The organism is Paraburkholderia sp. RL18-085-BIA-A, assembly GCF_046027075.1.
In the GTDB taxonomy this organism is placed as follows: domain Bacteria; phylum Pseudomonadota; class Gammaproteobacteria; order Burkholderiales; family Burkholderiaceae; genus Paraburkholderia.
The window spans coordinates 302,523-321,051 of the sequence record NZ_JARESU010000001.1 but is presented as its reverse complement, the minus strand read 5'-3'; the positions used below and the strand labels follow the sequence as shown (position 1 = coordinate 321,051).

19 protein-coding genes and 1 riboswitch are annotated in these 18,529 nt (G+C 64.8%); of the genes, 12 read left to right on the top strand and 7 right to left on the bottom strand.

Annotated elements, in window-relative coordinates:
- Positions 1–224 precede the first annotated feature (224 nt).
- Together thiC and P0D89_RS01405 are read right to left on the bottom strand one after the other, a co-directional pair.
- Positions 225–2,156, bottom strand: coding sequence for a phosphomethylpyrimidine synthase ThiC (gene thiC, locus P0D89_RS01410; protein WP_408357925.1), 1,932 nt, complete (start codon positions 2,154–2,156; stop codon positions 225–227).
- A 180-nt stretch (positions 2,157–2,336) separates the two neighbouring features.
- Positions 2,337–2,454: riboswitch (TPP riboswitch) on the bottom strand.
- A gap of 175 nt (positions 2,455–2,629) precedes the next feature.
- Positions 2,630–3,040, bottom strand: a complete 411-nt coding sequence (locus tag P0D89_RS01405) for a GreA/GreB family elongation factor (protein ID WP_408357924.1) — start codon at positions 3,038–3,040, stop codon at positions 2,630–2,632.
- Between the two features lie 519 nt (positions 3,041–3,559).
- Here P0D89_RS01405 and P0D89_RS01400 point away from each other — a divergent pair.
- The 5 genes from P0D89_RS01400 (at position 3,560) to P0D89_RS01380 (ending at position 7,606) form a co-directional block, all read left to right on the top strand.
- Positions 3,560–4,414 carry a DUF1223 domain-containing protein gene (locus P0D89_RS01400; protein WP_408357923.1) on the top strand — a complete coding sequence of 285 codons (855 nt, stop codon included), beginning with the start codon at positions 3,560–3,562 and terminating at the stop codon, positions 4,412–4,414.
- A 50-nt stretch (positions 4,415–4,464) separates the two neighbouring features.
- A complete protein-coding gene (locus P0D89_RS01395; RefSeq protein ID WP_408357922.1) occupies positions 4,465–5,103 on the top strand; it encodes a cytochrome b/b6 domain-containing protein in 639 nt (212 codons plus the stop codon).
- A 34-nt stretch (positions 5,104–5,137) separates the two neighbouring features.
- Entirely contained in the window at positions 5,138–5,929 is a 792-nt protein-coding gene (locus tag P0D89_RS01390; RefSeq protein WP_408357921.1) for a molybdopterin-dependent oxidoreductase, read from the top strand.
- A 124-nt stretch (positions 5,930–6,053) separates the two neighbouring features.
- Positions 6,054–6,296, top strand: a complete 243-nt coding sequence (locus P0D89_RS01385; RefSeq protein WP_408357920.1) for a pentapeptide MXKDX repeat protein — start codon at positions 6,054–6,056, stop codon at positions 6,294–6,296.
- Positions 6,297–6,664: 368 nt separating this feature from the next.
- Positions 6,665–7,606: an EamA family transporter gene (locus P0D89_RS01380; protein ID WP_408357919.1), complete on the top strand. Its 942-nt coding sequence runs from the start codon at positions 6,665–6,667 to the stop codon at positions 7,604–7,606.
- Between the two features lie 56 nt (positions 7,607–7,662).
- Here P0D89_RS01380 and P0D89_RS01375 read toward each other — a convergent pair whose 3' ends face one another.
- The gene (locus P0D89_RS01375) at positions 7,663–9,726 is read right to left on the bottom strand and encodes an oxidoreductase (RefSeq protein ID WP_408357918.1); all 2,064 of its coding nucleotides are present in this window, start codon (positions 9,724–9,726) and stop codon (positions 7,663–7,665) included.
- Positions 9,727–10,100: 374 nt separating this feature from the next.
- Between P0D89_RS01375 and P0D89_RS01370 the strand changes: the two genes are divergently transcribed.
- The gene (locus P0D89_RS01370; RefSeq protein WP_408357917.1) at positions 10,101–10,895 is read left to right on the top strand and encodes a DUF4397 domain-containing protein; all 795 of its coding nucleotides are present in this window, start codon (positions 10,101–10,103) and stop codon (positions 10,893–10,895) included.
- Positions 10,896–11,146: 251 nt separating this feature from the next.
- On the opposite strand, the gene P0D89_RS01365 is transcribed toward P0D89_RS01370, so the two are convergent.
- Together P0D89_RS01365 and P0D89_RS01360 are read right to left on the bottom strand one after the other, a co-directional pair.
- Positions 11,147–11,284, bottom strand: a complete 138-nt coding sequence (locus P0D89_RS01365) for an entericidin A/B family lipoprotein (protein WP_149668347.1) — start codon at positions 11,282–11,284, stop codon at positions 11,147–11,149.
- 237 nt (positions 11,285–11,521) lie between these two features.
- Complete coding sequence (locus P0D89_RS01360; RefSeq protein ID WP_408357916.1) at positions 11,522–12,991, bottom strand: sensor histidine kinase; 1,470 nt, start codon at positions 12,989–12,991, stop codon at positions 11,522–11,524.
- Between the two features lie 295 nt (positions 12,992–13,286).
- On the opposite strand from P0D89_RS01360, the gene P0D89_RS01355 reads away from it, so the two are divergent.
- The 5 genes from P0D89_RS01355 to P0D89_RS01335 all read left to right on the top strand — a co-directional run bounded on the left by P0D89_RS01355 (position 13,287) and on the right by P0D89_RS01335 (position 15,689).
- On the top strand, positions 13,287–13,463 hold the full coding sequence (locus P0D89_RS01355) for a DUF1328 domain-containing protein (protein ID WP_408229026.1): 177 nt from the start codon (positions 13,287–13,289) through the stop codon (positions 13,461–13,463).
- Positions 13,464–13,556: 93 nt separating this feature from the next.
- The gene (locus tag P0D89_RS01350) at positions 13,557–13,718 is read left to right on the top strand and encodes a DUF1328 domain-containing protein (protein ID WP_006052455.1); all 162 of its coding nucleotides are present in this window, start codon (positions 13,557–13,559) and stop codon (positions 13,716–13,718) included.
- A gap of 111 nt (positions 13,719–13,829) precedes the next feature.
- A complete protein-coding gene (locus tag P0D89_RS01345; protein WP_408357915.1) occupies positions 13,830–14,402 on the top strand; it encodes a ferritin-like domain-containing protein in 573 nt (190 codons plus the stop codon).
- 205 nt (positions 14,403–14,607) lie between these two features.
- Positions 14,608–15,240 carry a response regulator gene (locus P0D89_RS01340; protein ID WP_408357914.1) on the top strand — a complete coding sequence of 211 codons (633 nt, stop codon included), beginning with the start codon at positions 14,608–14,610 and terminating at the stop codon, positions 15,238–15,240.
- A 20-nt stretch (positions 15,241–15,260) separates the two neighbouring features.
- Positions 15,261–15,689 (top strand): response regulator, encoded by a 429-nt coding sequence (locus P0D89_RS01335; RefSeq protein ID WP_408357913.1) that lies wholly within the window; start codon positions 15,261–15,263, stop codon positions 15,687–15,689.
- A gap of 45 nt (positions 15,690–15,734) precedes the next feature.
- Here P0D89_RS01335 and P0D89_RS01330 read toward each other — a convergent pair whose 3' ends face one another.
- Positions 15,735–16,934, bottom strand: coding sequence for an MFS transporter (locus P0D89_RS01330; RefSeq protein ID WP_408357912.1), 1,200 nt, complete (start codon positions 16,932–16,934; stop codon positions 15,735–15,737).
- A gap of 258 nt (positions 16,935–17,192) precedes the next feature.
- On the opposite strand from P0D89_RS01330, the gene P0D89_RS01325 reads away from it, so the two are divergent.
- A complete protein-coding gene (locus tag P0D89_RS01325) occupies positions 17,193–17,672 on the top strand; it encodes a DUF2569 domain-containing protein (protein WP_408357911.1) in 480 nt (159 codons plus the stop codon).
- Positions 17,673–17,682: 10 nt separating this feature from the next.
- Here the strand turns inward: P0D89_RS01325 and P0D89_RS01320 are convergent, their stop codons facing one another.
- Complete coding sequence (locus tag P0D89_RS01320; protein ID WP_408357910.1) at positions 17,683–18,510, bottom strand: phosphodiesterase; 828 nt, start codon at positions 18,508–18,510, stop codon at positions 17,683–17,685.
- Between the last annotated feature and the right edge of the window lie 19 nt (positions 18,511–18,529).

The following is an 18,529-nucleotide window of genomic DNA, read 5'->3' as shown; positions in this document are numbered from 1 at the left end:
AACCCCCGTCCATGCATTTGATCTTAGCCGCGCGTCCCGTATCCAGATGTGTGAGCTTGTCAGCGGACTGACGGCTTCGTAATCAAATGTTTCCCAAGCTTCAGCATGTAGCGTGCCCGCTTGCATGCAACGAAAAAGCCCGCCAGTGGCGGGCTTCGATGCTGCGATGCGAAGGGTGGCGGACCGGATGGCGTAAAAGCGATACCCGACCCGCGGACCGTACCTTACTGCCGCTGATAAATCTCGGCGCCTTTCTTCATGAACTCGATCGACTTCACTTCCATGCCTTTCTTCAGCGCTTCGTCATCGGTGACGCCTTGTTGCGCGGCGAATTCGCGCACGTCCTGCGTGATCTTCATCGAGCAGAAGTGCGGCCCGCACATCGAGCAGAAATGCGCGACCTTGGCTGAATCCTTGGGCAGTGTTTCGTCGTGGAATTCGCGCGCCTTGTCCGGGTCGAGGCCGAGATTGAACTGATCTTCCCAGCGGAATTCGAAGCGCGCTTTCGATAGCGCGTTGTCGCGCACCTGTGCGCCCGGATGGCCCTTCGCCAGATCGGCGGCGTGCGCGGCGAGCTTGTAGGTGATGATGCCGGTCTTGACGTCGTCCTTGTTCGGCAAGCCCAGGTGCTCCTTCGGCGTGACGTAGCAGAGCATCGCCGTGCCGAACCAGCCGATCATCGCCGCGCCGATGCCCGACGTGATGTGGTCGTAGCCAGGCGCGATGTCGGTGGTGAGGGGCCCAAGCGTGTAGAACGGCGCTTCGTCGCACCACTCCAGCTGCAGGTCCATGTTCTCCTTGATCAACTGCATCGGCACGTGGCCCGGGCCTTCGATCATCGTCTGCACGTCGTGCTTCCAAGCGATCTGCGTGAGTTCGCCGAGCGTCTTCAGCTCGCCGAGCTGCGCTTCGTCGTTGGCGTCGTAGATCGAGCCGGGGCGCAGGCCGTCGCCGAGCGAGAAGGCCACGTCATACGCCTTCATGATTTCGCAGATGTCTTCGAAGTGCTCGTACAGGAAGCTTTCCTTGTGATGCGCGAGACACCACTTCGCCATGATCGAGCCGCCGCGCGACACGATGCCGGTCATGCGCTTGGCCGTGAGCGGCACGTATTGCAGACGCACCCCCGCGTGGATCGTGAAGTAGTCGACGCCCTGTTCAGCTTGTTCAATGAGGGTGTCGCGGAAGATTTCCCAGGTCAGGTCCTCGGCCTTTCCGTTGACCTTTTCGAGCGCCTGATAGATCGGCACCGTGCCGATCGGCACAGGGCTGTTGCGGATGATCCACTCGCGCGTTTCGTGAATGTGCCTGCCGGTCGACAGATCCATCACCGTGTCGCCGCCCCAGCGGATCGCCCACGTCATCTTGTCGACTTCCTCGCCGATGGAGGAGGTCACCGCCGAGTTGCCGATGTTCGCATTCACCTTCACGAGGAAGTTGCGGCCGATGATCATCGGTTCGCTTTCCGGGTGGTTGATGTTGTTCGGGATGATCGCGCGGCCGCGCGCCACTTCCTCGCGCACGAATTCCGGCGTGATCGCCGTGAGGCCGTTCGGACCGAACGCGCTCGCGCCGAACGCCTGGCCCGGATGCTGGCGGCCCATCATCGCGGCGAGCTTTTCGCCGTTCGGGCCGCTGGTCTTCAGGCTCTCAAGATATTCGGCGCGACGCTGGTTCTCGCGAATCGCGATGTACTCCATTTCCGGCGTGATGATGCCTTGCTTCGCGTAATGCATCTGCGACACGTTCTTGCCGACGATCGCACGGCGTGGCGTGCGGTGCAGGCCCTTGAAACGCAGGTCGGCGGTGGCGGTGTCGGCGGCGCGCTCGCGGCTGAAGTCGCTCGACAGACCCGTCAGCGCTTCGGTGTCGCCGCGCTCTTCGATCCACGCCTGGCGTAGCGCCGGCAGACCGGCGCGGATGTCGATCTTCGCGTCCGGGTCGGAGTAGGGGCCCGATGTATCGTAGACATAGACCGGCGGATTTTTTTCGCCGCCGAAACTGTCAGGCGTGTCGGCTTGCGAGATTTCGCGCATTGGTACGCGGATGTCGGGACGCGAGCCGCTTACGTAGACCTTGCGGGAATTCGGCAGCGGCGCGACAGCGGCTTCATCGACGTGGGCGTCGGCGGAAAGGAATTTCGGATTGGCGTTCATGCGTATCTCCTCTGTCGACCCGAGTTCGCGCTTTAGCGCGTTACTCTGGTCCCATGCAAAGTATGTTGACCAGAGCAGGCGCAAAACACCTGCTCGGGTCCCATGGCGTTGTGGGGCCGCTAAGCAGGAGACGAGACGGAAGTAGTCGGAAATCGCGAGAGGTGAGGCAGTGGAGCTGGAGTGCGAAATCCGTACGCTTCCCTGCGCTGGCATTATCCAGATCAGGTTCAAAGGGTATTTCTCACCCGCGCGGCACGGACCTCCAACCCCGTGCGACGCAGGACCCCCGCGTTAGCAGCGCACACGATACACCGACGGCCCGCTGCTTGGCAACCCGTCCGGACAAATCCGACGGCGCATTGGGGCGCGCTGCGTGATGTCCTATGCTGGTTGTGACGGCGTTGTCAGGCGCGCGGTTGCATACGCAGTTGCACAATGCCGCGCGCAGGTTGCGGTGCGCCGGAGCGCGTCGCTCATCGCGAGAAATCGTCGGCGGCTTCGGGCTGATACAGGATTCTGTCGACCTTCAGCACCTTCTGCGTGCCGCTTGGCGGCGTAAAGCGGATGCGCTCGCCGCGCTTCGCGCCGAGCAAGGCGAGGCCGGCAGGCGAGAACACGTTCAGACGGCCTTGCGCGAAGTCGGCATTGGGCGGATAGACCACGGTCCAGGTCATCTGCTCGCCGCTGGCTTCGTCGATCAGCGTGGCTTGCGAATTCATCGTCACGACGCTCGCCGGAATCTCGCGCGAATCGACGATCACGGCGCGCTCGAGGACGTCGTCGAGCATGTCCTGCAGCTTCGCGTCGGCGCCGGGCGCGGCTGCGTGCTTTTCCAGACGGGCGACGTCGAGTTCGGTCAGGTAACAGGTTTTCGTCTTTTTCACGACGGGTACTCCAATTCGATCTGCATGGGAGGGAACTGCGCGCGGATGAGATCGGCCCGGAGCCCGACGACGCGGCCCAGGTCATGGAGCAGGCAGCGTCTAGATCGGGCGCCGGGCGGCGGGAAGCGGGAGCGTTCGTGACGGCTCGCCGGCAAGTTGCGCCGCGAATTCCGCGCGCGCGCAACCGGTTGCGCGACGCGGGCGCAAGCGGGTGAAGGCACGGGAAGTGGGGTAGCGCATCGAGTTGGCCGGCAGTGTCGGAAGAATGATGTTGTGAGGTGTAGTGCGCCGCTTGAAAGCTTGATGTTTAGCGGACGTAAGGATGATGTTAGCACGCGGTCGCGCGTGCCTTTTCGTGATGGACCGTTTCCACGGCGCAACTTGCAGCGACGTGTCGCACGTGACGCGCTCAAGCCTATCGCAAAACCCGTCGGTTGAGCGCCGGAAAAAAATCCGCAACGGGCTGTCATAACCCGCCGGGCGGCTCGACCAACGTGCAGATCCTCATCGGAGCACGTCATGCGAACCGCGCCTAGCCGCCGAAATCTTCAGCGTTTTCTTCGAGCCGTCGCGCTCGTCGTCGCATTGGGCGCCTGCTTTGCCAGCGGACTCGCAACCGCGGCCGGCGCCGTCTGCAGCGCGCGCAGCCCCGCTCATCGCGTGGCGCTGGTGGAGCTTTACAGCAGCGAAGGCTGCAATAGCTGTCCGCCCGCCGATGACTGGCTGAGTCAGTGGAAAAACAGCGGCGCGACGCAAGGCATCGTGCCGTTGGCGCTGCACGTGGACTACTGGAACAGCCTCGGCTGGACCGATCGCTTTTCACAGCATCGCTTCACCGAACGCCAGCAGACGCTGACCGATCTGGCCGGCGGCCACGTCCTCTACACGCCGGAAATTTTCGTCGCGGGCCGAGAACTGCGTGACTGGTCGCGACCCGACAGTTTCCAGAGCCGCATCGGCAAGCTCGTCGCCGAACCGGCGCAGGCGCACATCGCGCTGCAACTGACGCCGCAGGCGAAGGGCGCGTTCGACGTCGATGCGCAATTCGCGAGCAACGCCGCGCAGGCCGCGGGCTCGTTGAATGGCTATCTCGCGGTTTATGAGAACTCGCTGACTTCGCACGTCGGCGCCGGCGAAAACAGCGGCGTCACGCTGCATCACGAGCGGGTCGTGCGGCAATGGATCGGACCGGTGCCGCTCGTCGGCGGCAACGCGCAGATTCGCCGCGTTTTGCGTCTCGGCGAAGCCGATGCCGGTACCAAAGCCGATGCCAGCGCCGATGCACCAGCCGGCCACTTCGGCGTGGTGGCCTTCGTCGAAAACGACGCGACCGGCGACGTGCTGCAAGTGGCCGAACTGGCCGCGTGCGAGTGAGTGAAAACGTCGCGCAAACCTGGCGCGCTCATCCCTGAGGAGACTCCCAGATGGCAACCCCTCATGCTCTTCACGACAGCGCGCCGCCGGCCGCGCCGAACCTCCGCCTCATTCATCCGCTGTGGTTGCGCATCACACATTGGCTCAACGCGCTCGCGGCCATCGTGATGATGCTGTCGGGCTGGCGCATCTACGACGCGTCGCCGATCTTCCCGGCGTTCCGCTTTGCGCCGGCCATCACGCTCGGCGGCTGGCTCGGCGGCGCGCTGCAATGGCACTTCGCGGCGATGTGGCTGCTGGTCTTCAACGGCCTGCTGTACCTCGCGCTGAATCTGGCGAGCGGGCGCTTCGTGCGCAAGTTCCTGCCGCTGTCGCCGCGCGCCGTGCTGCGCGACTTCATTGCCGCATTGACCGGCAAGCTCTCGCACGCCGATCTGCGCGAGTACAACGCGGTGCAGAAATTCGCCTACCTGTTCGCGATCTTCGATCTGATCGTGCTGGTGCTCTCGGGGCTCGCGATCTGGAAGTCGGTGCAATTTCCGCTGCTGCGCGAACTGATGGGCGGCTACGACAACGCGCGCGTCGTCCACTTTGCCGCGATGTCGCTGCTGGCTGCTTTTCTTGCGGTGCATCTGGCGATGGTGGCGCTCGTGCCGCGCTCGCTGCTGGCGATGCTGCGCGGACGCTGAACCCCGCCCGCGCGAACGTTATGGATAACGAATCATGAACAAGCCCATTGGAAAACCCGCGCAGCCTGGCACGCCCAGGCTCGACCGCGAATCGATCCTGATCGACGCCCGGCGCGAACTCGCGATGCCGTCGCGGCGGCTGTTCGGCAAGCGGCTCTTGACGCTCGGCGGCCTGTCGATGCTGACGGGCTGCTCGCTGACCGATGACGAATCGGTGAACCGCTTTCTGACCGCCGTGTCGCGTCTGAACGACCGCGCGCAAGCCGCGCTGTTCGATCCGAAGCAGCTCGCGCCGACCTACACTGAAGCGCAGCTTACCCGTCCGTTTCCATTCAATGCGTACTACGGCATTGACGACGTGCCGCAGGTGGACGGTTCGGACTACCAGCTGAAAGTGAGCGGCCTCGTCACCGGGCAGCGCAGCTGGACCCTGCCGCAGTTGTACGCGCTGCCGCATGCCGAGCAGATCACGCGGCACATCTGCGTGGAAGGCTGGAGCGCGATCGGCCGCTGGGGCGGCACGCCGTTCGGCGATTTTCTGCGGCGCGTCGGCGCGGACACCAGCGCGAAGTACGTCGGCTTCAAATGCGCGGACGATTACTACGAAAGCATCGACATGCCGACCGCGCTGCATCCGCAAACGCTCCTCACATTCTCGTACGACGGCGAGCGTCTGCCCGCGAAATACGGCTTCCCGATGAAGCTGCGCATGCCGACCAAGCTCGGCTATAAGAATCCGAAGCACATCGTCGAGATGTTCGTCACCAACACGTTTCCTGGCGGCTATTGGGTCGACCAGGGCTACAACTGGTTCGGAGGCTCCTGACGCGCGGGTCAAGCGCATGGGCGAGCCGGTACGGCCGCCCGTGCCCGATCCCACGCGGCAGCGGCTTCGGAAATACGCCGGCGCGAGCCGGTTCTGATTCATCCACAACCCACGGAGTCATCCCATGAAAAAGTTCGCAATCGCAGCACTGGCCGTCGCTTTGCTGACCAGCGGCGGCGCCGCGTTCGCGCAGGCAAGCGGCGCGATGTCCAACGACGCGATGTCGAAAGATTCGATGTCGAAAGATGCCATGTCCAAAGACAGCATGTCGAAGGACTCAATGAAAAAGGACACGATGAAGCATGACAAGATGAAAAAGGGCAGTGACGGTATGAAGCATGAAGCATCGGGGGCGATGTCCAACTGAGCCCTGCCGCCGGCGCCAGCCGCGTCTTGCGGTCAGGGCGGCAACGGCCGGCGCCGGAAAGCCGGGGCGAGCCCCCCGGCTTTTCTGTTGCAAGTACGCCAAAAAGTTACGATTCTTCCGCGCGACGCGGTGGGCGCTTACTGCATAATGCGATGCGCGCCGAACCTTAGGCGCGTGTTCGCCGTGGCCGGCTTCAAGCCGGATGCCGCGGCGTTGTGGCCCCATTGGCCATCTATCGTTTTCCCGTTCCACCGACATGTCCGCCAGCCTCGCCCGTCAGACCGCATCGCCGATGCGGTGTCCGCCATCCCGCCACAGGGTCTTTAGCGGGGGCGCCACACCCCGAGCGGCAGCGGCGGGTTGAACGCATGTCGCTGCAACGCTCAAGCCTGTTTTCACGCGCTTTTCCGAATGGTTTGCCGATCCGCCTGCCGCGCTCGCGCAACGGCCAGATTGCGCTGGCGCTCGCCGTCGTCTATCTCGTGTGGGGCTCGACGTATCTCGCCGTGCACGTCGCCCTCGGTTCGTTTCCACCGTTGCTGATGTCCGGGCTGCGCAACCTGTTTGCCGGCATCGGGCTGTTCGTGTTCGCGGTGCGCCGCAAGCCCGTCTGGCCGAGCTTCGGAGAGATTCGCAATGCCGGGCTGGTCGGCACGATGCTGGTGGGGTTGTCGAGCGGCATGCTGGCTTACGGGATGCGCACCGTGGGCACCGGCACCGCGGCCGTGATGGTCGCGACCGTGCCGCTCTTCGCGACCGTGATCGCGGCCGTCGCGGGGCGCAGGATCGGCCGCGGCGAGTGGTTCGCGGTCGGACTCGGCCTTGTCGGCATCGCGATCCTGAGTCACGGCGACAGCGCGCCGGGTTCGGCGGGCGGCAGCCTGGCGATTCTGTGCGGCGCGCTGTTCTGGGCGGGCGGCGCGCATCTGGCCGGGCGTCTGAAGCTGCCGTCGGATCTGTTTCTATCGACCGCGCTGCAGATCGGGCTGGGCGGCGCGATATCGACGCTGGTCGCGTGGGTCTCGGGCGAACGCATGCTCGAAGTCCATTTCCTGCCGATGCTCGCGTTCATCTACCTGATGCTGATTGGGACGATGGCCGCGTATGTCGCGTATGGTTTTCTGATTCGCCACACGAGCCCGATCATTGCGAGCAGCTGCATGTACGTGAATCCGGTGGTCGCGGTGGCGTTGGGGGCGTTGCTGCTCGGCGAGCCGGTTACGCGGTCGACGGTGATCGCGACCATCGTGATTCTGGCGAGCGTGGGTTTGTCGTTCTGGTTCGATTACAGGAAGAAGGGGCTTGCTTGAGGTTCGGCTGACTCGCGCTTGACCCCCGCGCTTGATCCGCGCTTGACCCGCGGCTTCTAAAGCGCCGCCGCCACTTCCGCGCCTTCGCGGATCGCCCGTTTCGCGTCCAGTTCGGTGGCGACCTTCGCGCCGCCGATCACGTGATAACGCGGGCCGCCGCGCTGCTCGCCACCGCTCGCTGTTGCTGCCGTCTCCCCCTTCGTCGGCCCAGCCAGATCGCGCAGCGATTCCTGCCCCGCGCACACCACGATGGTGTCCACCTCGAGCCACTCCTCGACCCCCTCGCGCGCGATCTTCAAGCCACGTGCGCTGATCTCCAGATACGACACGCCGTCGAGCATCTTCACGCCGTTCCTCGCCAGCGTTGCGCGATGCACCCAGCCCGAAGTCTTGCCGAGCCCGCTGCCCAGCTTGCCGGACTTGCGCTGCAACAGCCAGATCTGCCGCGCGGGCTGCGCCCGCGTCGGCGGCTTCAGGCCGCCGCGCTCCCGCACCGCGAGATCGACTCCCCATTCGTCGAGCCACGCGTCGCGCGGCATCGGCAGCGGCTCATCCGTGCGATGCAACAGGAACTCGCTGATGTCGAAGCCGATGCCGCCCGCGCCGATCACCGCGACCCGCTGTCCGACCAGTGCGCCGTGCAGCACGTCGACATAAGACAGCACGTTGGGTCCGTCGATGCCGGCAATCGACGGCCGGCGCGGCACGATGCCGGTGGCCACGATCACGTCGTCATAAGCGCTCGCGGCGAGCAGCGCGGCATCGACGCGCGTGTCGAGCCGCACGTCGACCCGGTACCGCTCCAACTGGCTCCGAAAATAGCGGATCGTTTCGCTGAACTCTTCCTTGCCCGGCACGCGCATTGCCAGATTGAACTGCCCGCCGAGCGTCGCGCTCGCATCGAACAGCGTCACGCGATGCCCGCGCGAGGCCGCCACCGTCGCCGCCGACAGGCCCGCCGGGCCCGCGCCGACCACCGCCACCGAACGCACCGCCCGCGGGTCCGTGACCGGCCGGTAGAGCAGCTCGGTTTCGCGCCCCGCGCGCGGATTGACGAGGCAGCTTGCGCGCTGATTCCTGAACGTGTGATCGAGGCAGGCCTGATTGCACGCGATGCAGGTGTTGATCTCATGCGCACGCCCCTCCGCGGTCTTCAACACGAACTCGGGGTCGGCGAGCACCGGCCTCGCCATCGACACCAGATCGCCGGCGCCTTCGGCGAGCAGCGCTTCGGCGACCTCGGGCGTATTGATCCGGTTCGATACGATCACCGGCACGTTGACGGCGGCCTTCAGCCGCGCGCTCAGTTCGGCGAACGCCGCGCGCGGCACCGAAGTCACGATGGTCGGCACACGCGCCTCATGCCAACCGATCCCCGTGTTGAACATCGTCACGCCGGCCGCTTCGAGCGCCTGGGCGACCTGCACGGTTTCATCCCACGTATTGCCGCCTTCCACCAGGTCGATCAGCGAGAGCCGGTACACGACGATGAAACGCTCGCCGCACACCGCGCGCACCCGCTCGACGATCTCGCGCGCGAGCCGCATGCGGTTCTCGATGCTGCCGCCATAGCGGTCGGTGCGCCGATTGGTGCGCGGGCACAGGAACTGGTTCAGCAGATAGCCTTCGCTGCCCATGATCTCGATGCCGTCGTAGCCCGCGCGCTGAGCGAGCCGCGCGCAACGCGCGTAGTCGCGCACGGTCTTCGCAATGCCGGCGATGCTCAGCGCGCGCGGCTTGAACTTCGAGATCGGCGACTTGATCGCGGAGGCCGACACCACGAACGGCTGATAGCCATAACGGCCCGCATGCAGGATTTGCAGCGCGATCTTGCCGCCCTCTGCATGCACGGCCCCGGTCAGCAGCCGGTGATTGCGCAGATCGAACACGGAGTTCAGCGTGCCGCCGAACGGCAGCAGCCAGCCCTCGCGATTCGGCGAGATGCCGCCGGTGACGATCAGGCCGACGCCGCCTTTCGCGCGCTCGCGGAAATACGCGGCCAGCTTCGGGTAATTCCAGAAGCGGTCCTCCATGCCGGTGTGCATCGAACCCATCACCACGCGGTTGCGCAAGCGGGTGAACCCGAGGTCGAGTTCGGCGAGTAAGTGTTGGTAAGACATGCAGGGGACCGTGTAGGGATTGGACGCGCACGAACGATACATCGCGGGCCGGGCCAACCCGCCGAGGAAAAATTCTAAACACCTTAAACCGTTGCTCCGTAAGACATTCATCGGTCGTCTTTAGCCAGGTCGAGCAGGGCGGCACACGCGTTGCTCAGTGGCGATCGTCCATCGACACGGACCGCGCCGCAGGGAGAAACAGGTAGAAACGAGGCGCGATGTGCGGCAGGGATAGGAGGGGCGACCGCCTCGGAGCGCCGCTGGGCACCGTTCAAACGATCAACGAACACGGTGCCGGACGGCGCGATGTTCCGCAGCGGGACGCTCACAAAATCAATGGGTCGAGAGCCCGAACATCGATAAAGGTGAACACAATGAAAATGATCCGAACCATGGCGGCCGTCGTTGCCGTCGCATCCGTTCTGAGCGCATGCGGTGGCGGCTCCGACGACGTAGGCAAGGAACTCGGGCTGACCAACCCGGAGATCCATTTCGTTCACGCGATTCCGAGCGGCCCGGCCGTGGACTTCCTCGTGAACGGCAACGCGCCTTCAGGGCAGACCAACATCTCCTATAAAGGCGTGACGAACCTCACCAATATCAACACGGGTTCGACCACGGTCGCCTACGCGGCGACCGGCACCAGGACCGCGCTCGCGAGCGGCAATTTCCCGGATGTCGCGAAGGGCCACGAATACACGGTGCTGGCCTTGCCCGGTCTTGCCGCGCCGGACATCGGCCTGATCGACGATCCGTTCGACAAGGGGCTGCTGTCCAATAGCGCGCGGGTGCGCGGCTTCAACGCGTCGGCGAATGCGACCAACCTCGACCTGTACCTGGTGCCGGCCACCTCCACCGACATCAGCAAGGTCTCGCCGACCATGGCGGGCGTGTCGTTCAAGAACGCGGTGCCGGCGAGCGGCCAGGATTCGATCTACGTGTCCGGCGGCCAATACGTGCTGATCGCGACCGCGGCCGGCAGCAAGACGCCGATCTTCCAGTCGCCAACGTTCACGCTGTCGAACAACGCCGACTGGCTGGTGACGTCGGTGCCGATCGACGGGGCCCTCAGCGCACTCGTGCCGGGGCAGATCCATCTGCTGATCGTGCAGAACGGCAACACCAGCACGCCGAGCGTCGAGTTGTCGAATACGCTGACGGGGCAATAAGCTTGCGGCAAGGCGGGCACGCCGGGCGTGCTTGTCGGTGCTGAAAGCGCACGCAATAAACGACAAGTCGTGGGGAGGACGGAGCGGCGATCCACGCAAGTGGGTCGCCGTTTTGTTCTGGCGTGCGCGGGCGCACGAAATATTTCGGCATCCATAAAAAAAGCCCGTCGCAGTTTCCCGCGACGGGCTGTCGAATTCCTGCACGGCCCGGCGCCGCGAGGCGCCTTCCGTTCGATCAAACGCAGCTGGACTTACTTGGCCTTTTCAGCCGAGTTCGTGATGGCGTTGCCACCCTTCGAAATATCCTCGCCGGCACCGGCCATCGTGTTGCAACCGGCGAGCGCGGCGGCCGAGCCTGCAATGAGAAGCAAAGCGATCAGTCGAGTCATCATGGAGGTTCTCCCTGTCGAGAATGCATCGGTGGATGTGCCCGCGTTGTACGGCACGCGCTAGCTTGTCGTCCGACCGGGGCTTACGCCAGTCGATCCGGTCTGATTGCATGGTAAAAAAAATGGCGGGGGCCGCGCTGTCAGTTGCGCTGCGATTTTGTTGTAGGCGCCGTCCGGTGTTTGCGTCGGCGCAGTCCTACAACCGCATTCTCCATAAGCGGCCCGGCCTTGGCCTTGCTAGACAGGCGTGCGCGATGGCGTCGCCGGCGGCAGATCGACTGAAGGCGTCGCGGTGCTGACGCTCGGCATCACCACGTCGATCTCGGTGCCGTTCGGCACGCCGCGCCGGATATCGAAGCGTCCGCCATGCGCGGCGACCCGCTGGCGCATGCCGAGCAGCCCGTGCGTATGCGTGCGCTTCAGATCGGCAGGCATGATGCCGACGCCGTTGTCGGCGATATGTAGCGCCACCTGGCCGTCGCCGACCTGCAACGCGATCGACACCTTCGACGCCCGCGCGTACTTCGCCGCGTTCGTCAGCGACTCCTGCGCGACGCGAAAGAGGGCGATCTCCGTTTGCTCGTCGAGCTGGATGTCGTCGGCGGGCAGGTGCAGTTCGAGGGTCCAGCTGTTGCGCTGCGCGGCTTCGTCGGCGAGCGTACGCAGCGCGGTGACGAGCCCGAAGTTCGCCAGCACCGTGGGCCGCATGTCCTCGATGATGCGGCGCTTGAGCGCAATGCCCTGGTCGAGATTGGCGAGCGCGCGTTTGAGTTTTTCGGCGATGTCGGGCGCGCTGTCTTTCAGCTTGCGGTTGGCCCACGCCACGTCCATCTTGCTGGCGGTCAGGATCGCGCCGAGTTCGTCGTGCAGTTCGCGCGCGAGTTGCGTCTTTTCGTTTTCACTGACCGCCTGGAGGTGCCAGCCGAGCGCTTCGAGCTGACGGGTGCGCTCGTTGACGAGCTGGTCGAGTCCTTCCTGCTGCGTGATCAGCTGACGCTGCACACGCGCCTGCCGGTCGATCTGGATGCCGAGATTGCGAAACAGCAGAATGAACAGCACGATGTTCAACGCCGACAGGCCCGCTGCGCACAGCGTCGAGATGCGCTGGTCGGCGCGGCTCGCGGCGAGCGCGTGCTGCGCGCGGCGCTCCTCGTTGTCGCGCAGCAGCGTGAGCGTGCTATCGATCAGCGACGCATCTGCCGGATCGACGGCGCTCGCACCGCCGCACGCGCCGAGTTCGAGCGGATTGGGCGCCGCGCGCTGCAGCGCGGCAGCGCCCGCGCCGATGCGCGCTTCGATCAGCGCGACGATTTGCGTGAAGCTCGCGAGTTCGGCGCTGTCGGCGCGGCCGCCGCGATAGAAGTGATCCAGTTGCCCGGTGCTCTGACGAATGCGCGCGGCGGTCGCGCAAAAAGCATGGGCGGACGCGTCTTCCTTCGTCAGAAGAAAATGGTTTTCCTGCGCGCTTAGACGCGATAGCTGACTGGCGAGCGTGCTCAGTTGCACGGTGACGTCGCGGGCTTCGAGCGCGGTTTCGTATTCGGCGGCAATGCGCTGGCGCGCGGTTTCGAGAATCACCAGGCCGCCTACCGTAATCACGATCGCCACCGTCATCGCGATCGCCCAGCTACGGTCGCGCATCCAGCCGCTCAGTCGCGCTGCGGCGCCTGGATGCTGCGCGGTCGGCTCGTTCTGGGCATTCGGCACGTTGGGCTCCTCGGATGGCGCATCAGTGTAGCGTGCGCTGCGTTTGACGATGCGAACTGCGTTGCAGATGGCTTTGCAGTTGCGGTGCCGCGATCGTGCATCGCCGTGGTATCGCCATCACCGGGTCATGGCAGCGCCTCGCATCGGCGTAAGCGCGGCGCGCCGCGTAACGCTGCCGTAATCCAATGTAAGCGGATTCTCACACGAAAACCGGCGTGCGTCGGAATGCGCACGGCGCGGCCGCTCGATACGATGGACCTGATTGTTCAATTCATCGTTTCGGGAGGGAGCCATCATGTTGAAGTGGGCGTTGTTCTTCGCCGTCGTGGCCGTGATCGCCGGCCTTCTCGGCTTTACGGGCATCGCAGCCGGCGCAGCGGCAATCGCGAAGTTCCTGTTCGTCGTGTTCGTGATTCTGTGCGTGGTGTTCCTCGTGCTGGGCTTTGTCGTGACCAAAAAAATCATCGATTAGCGCCGCCCGTCGAACGGGTTGCGCGCCGCGCCTCGCTTCGGACAAAACGAGCGCTGCGCTTTTCGCCGATACCAACAGAAAAGGAGAGTCGCCATGCTTCACTATGCCATCGTCTTTTTCGTGATTGCGATCATCGCCGCCGTGTTCGGTTTTACCGGGATCGCGGCGGGTGCGGCCGAAATCGCGAAGATCCTGTTTTATATCTTTCTCGTCGTGTTCGTGGTCACGTTGCTGCTCGGCGTGTTCCGAACGTAGGAGGACATTCATTCCCGCAGTCATTCCCGCAGTCATTCCCTTTGCCGGCGCATCAGGCGCGATTCGTGCGGGATGCGCATTTCCCCCAATACCCGCTAAAGGAGAAATTCAATGACGAAGCAATCTGGCGCCCAGGGCGGCGCCTCGCAATCGAGCGATCCGTTCGTGATGGACATCAAGAAGATCCGCGAGGACGCGCGCAAGCACATGTCGGATGGCCCGGTCACGCAGACCTATGGAGCGGATCGCCAGACGGTGCTGAAGCTGCTCAACGACGCGCTGGCGACCGAAATCGTCTGCACGCTGCGTTACAAGCGCCATCATTTCATGGCCAAGGGCATCAACTCCGAGGCCGTGGCGGCGGAATTCGCGCAGCACGCCGCAGAAGAGCAGGAACACGCCGACCGCATCGCCGAGCGCATCGTGCAACTGGGCGGCGAGCCGGACTTCGCGCCGGACGGTCTGAAGACGCGTTCGCATTCGGAATACAAGGAAGGCGACGGTCTGACGGACATGATCCGCGAGAACCTGATCGCCGAGCGGATCGCGATCGACACCTATCGCGAGATCGTCCACTATCTCGGCGAGAAGGATGTGACGACGCGTCGTATGTTCGAGGATATTCTCGCGGTCGAAGAAGAGCATGCCGACGATATGGCGGATCTTCTGCAGGGCCGCGAATAACGCGGACGTCGATGCAGATGCGCACGCAGGCAGTGCGGACGGCGCGGCAGGCGCGGGTGGGTCTGGAAGTTTCCCGCGTCGGTTGCACGGTCCGGCATGCAACGCCTGCTTTCCCGACTTCCGGCCGGCGCGCGGTATTGGCGCTGCGCCGGCGGTCATTACAATGTCTGCTTTGGCGCGATTCCACAGCAGGGGCACAGAGCCGATGATCCGAGTGTTGATAGCTGACGACCATGCGATCGTCCGAGGTGGTTTCAGGCAGTTCGTCGCCGACGAGCCGGATATGTGCGTCGCCGCCGAAGCCGCCACCGGCGACGAAACCATCAGCCTCGTGCGCGAGCAGGCGTTCGACGTGGTGCTGCTCGACATCGCGATGCCGGACAAGAACGGCATCGACACGCTGCGCGTGATCAAGCAGGTCCGCCCGGAGCAGGGCGTGCTGATTCTGTCGGGCTATCCGGAGAGTCAGTACGCGATCAACCTGCTGCGCGCGGGCGCGAACGGCTATCTGAACAAGGATTGCGAGCCCGATGAAATCGTGCGGGCGATTCGCGCGGTGGCGCGTGGTCACCGCTACTTGTCGGAGGCGGTCGCCGACACGCTCGCCGACAATCTCGACAAGCCGGCCGCGGGGCGGCCTCACGAAGCGCTGTCCGAGCGCGAGTTCCAGATTTTCTGCAAGCTCGCGGCGGGGCGCCTTCCCACCGAGATCGCGGATGAGTTGCACCTGTCCGTGAAGACGGTGAGCACGTACCGCGCGCGCGTGCTGGAGAAGATGCGGTTGGCGAACAATGCCGATCTGACTTATTACGCGATCAAGAATGGCTTGATCGAATAATGGACGATCGAGATACCCCGATGAACAGCGAATCGAACACCGTTGCCGAGCGAGCCAGCCAAGCGCCGTTGCGCGTGTTGCTGATCGAGGATTCGCCGCTGATTCGCCGCAGCCTCGTGGAAGCGATCGACGCGTCCGGTTTGCTGCAGGTGGCCGCCTATGCCGATTCCGCCGATCAGGCGATCGCGCTGCTGAGCGACGAAGCCTTCGATGCGGTGATCGTCGACCTGCAGTTGAAGCAGGGCTCGGGCGCTCCGGTGCTGGCTTACTTGCAGCGCGAAGGGCTGATCGACTCGATGTTCGCGGCGGTGCTGACCAATCACGCGTTGCCCGCGTATCGCGAACGTTGCGAACAGTATGGCGTGCGCCACTTTTACGACAAGTCGTTCGAGTTCGATCGGGTGATCGACGCGCTGCACGAGTATGCGTCCGCGCGAAGCGGCGGGTGAGCCTGGTGCGTGCGTGGACGCTGGGTCAGGGACCCAGCCACGAACTCAATGCGCGGCGTGTGCCGGCTGGCGCAAATGATTCCATCCCGCGAGCGCCGCGAACACGATCCCGGCCACGCTGACGCCGAGCCATCCCAAGGCCGGCCAGACGGCCGCGCCGACCCCTGAGCCCAGCGCTCCGCCGATGAAATACGCGACCATGTATACCGTATTCACGCGGCTGCGCGCCTCGGGCTTCAGTGCGTAGATGCGCGATTGATTGGAAATCTGCGCGGCCTGCACGCCGATGTCGAGGACGATCACGCCGACCACCAGCCCGGCGATGCTCTTCGCCGACGCGCCGAACACGACGAACGCAATTGCCACCAGTACGATCGACACGGTGATGATCGCGCGCGGTCCGCGCCGGTCGGCGAATTTGCCGGCGAGTGGCGCGGCCAGCGCGCCCGCCGCGCCGACGATGCCGAACAGCCCCGCCGCCTGCGGCCCGAGATGAAACGGCGCGCCCGCCAGCAGCAAGGCCAGCACCGACCAGAAGATGCTGAAGGCCGCGAACAGCGCCGCGCCGGTCAGCGACGCTTCGCGCAGCGCGCGATGCTCGACCACCAGATGCCACATCGACACCAGCAGCTTGCCGTAGGGCAGCGTCGAGGTCGGCTGGCTCTTCGGCAAACGCAGGATGATGACGACCGCTAGCGCCAGCAACGCGGCGACGGACGCGCCAAACACCGCGCGCCAGCCGAAATATTCGGCGATCACGCCTGATGCGGTCCGCGCCAGCAAGATGCCCAGCAGCAACCCGCTCATCACCATGCCGACCGCGTGGCCGCGCTGCGACGGCGGCGCGAGCTCGGCGGCGAACGGCACTGCCTGCTGCGCGATGGTGGCGAGCACGCCGATCGCCAGACTCGCGCCAATCAGCACGATCAGCGTCGGTGCGGCGGCCGCCACGACCAGCGCGACGCACATGCCGACGATTTGCATGAGGATCAGACGGCGGCGATCGAAGCGGTCGCCGAGCGGCGCGAGCAGCAGCATGCCGGCCGCGTAGCCGAGCTGCGTGACGGCCGGCACCGTGCCGACCCACGACGCGCTGGCGGGAAACGAGTGGCGGAAGTTGTCGAGCAGCGGCTGGTTGTAGTAGATGTTCGCGACCGAGACGCCGGCAATGGTGGCGAGCAGAAACAGCAGGCCGCGCAACGACCGGTCGGCGGAAGCGGGATTGGAAGCGTCGGAAGTGGACATGAGAGAGGCTGAGCGATGGACCGGCCCATGCACGGTCCTCAAGCGAGCCGATCATACCGGAGCAGGGCGGATCGTGCTGACGTTCGCGAAGCTCGCGGAACGCGGGGGGCGTGGTGCGTTCATTGAACGTTCAGCGCTTAATTGAGATGGGCGTGCGGCTTCGGTTCGTAAAATCTGGCGCCCGATAACACCGCTCACAGGCCCGCCGATGCCTCCATTCAAACGCATGAGCATGCAGATGCCCATGCGACCCGCCCAATGACTACCCAACCCGTACCCCGGCGAATCGGCGGCTGGCTGCTGCTCGCGTTGCTCTGCCTCGCGTCGTGGACGTTCGTCACCGCGTACGCGCTGCGCGATCCGCTCAAGCTGATGCTCGAATGGGAATTGCTCGCGGTGTTCGTGCGTCGCGAAACGCATGGCTGGTATCGCACCGTGATCGCGATCGTTGGCTTCGATGCGCTTACCGGCGTGTTCATCGTGGTGGGAGCGGGCTGGCTCGCGCTGCTCGCATGGCGTAAGGCGGCGCGCTTTCCGGCGCAGGTGCAGGCGTGGCTGGTCGCGATTGTCGTGCTGCGCACCGGCGCCTGGCTGCTCGGCGATTACATGAGCCGCGCGAGCGGCGTCGCGATCGCCATTCCGCTCGACGGCTTCGTGCAGGCCGTGCTTGCCGCCGCGCTCGGGATACCGTATTTCAGGTGGTCCCGGCGCGTGCGCGAGACCTTCATCGACGCGTGAGCGGACACGCTCAATCAATCAGCGCGCCTTCGGGCTCGTAAAACGGATAAGGGCCGTCTGCGGCATCCACATACGCGTGATGCGTGACGATGCCCGTCGCCGGATCGTAGCGATGCAGCGCATACGCGGGCGCCTCCATCACGAACGCCGACGGCGCATGGTCGCGCAGATCGAGCCCGACCTGGTGCGCGGGCGACGGCACCGCCGAAGCAATCGTGCCGCCAAAGCGCACGAACATCGGCCGATGCACGTGCCCGCAGATCACCCGTTCCACATTCGGATAACGCGCGATCAGCGCCGCGAGCCGGTCGGCTGCGACGGGGTCGAGCCGCAGTTCGTCCATATGCCCGATCCCGCACACGAACGGCGGATGATGCAGCGCCACCACCGTCGGCTTGCTCCCGGCCGCATCGAGCTGCGAGGCGAGCCAGGCGAGCCGTGCGTCGCACAGTGTGCCGGCGCTTTGTCCAGGCACCATCGAATCGAGCGCGATCACGCGCAGCGGTCCGACATCGACTGCGTATTGCACGAACTCGCCGCCGCTTTGCAATTCCGCGCGGTCGGGGAACGCCGCGCGCAACGCGGCGCGTTCGTCGTGATTGCCGACCAGCAGGAAATAGGGGATCGCGAGCGGCGCGAGCAAGGTCTTCAGATGCTCGTACTGCTCCGGGTCGCCCTGGTCGACGAGATCGCCGGTGATGATCACCGCGTCGGGACGCGGTTCGAGCGCGTTGAGCGCACTCACGCAGCGCGCGAGATACGCACCGGTATCGACACGCCGGTAAGCAAGCGCGCCGGGCCGCTTGATATGCAGATCGCTAATTTGAGCCAGCAGCATGTGGGGTCCTTTTCTATCT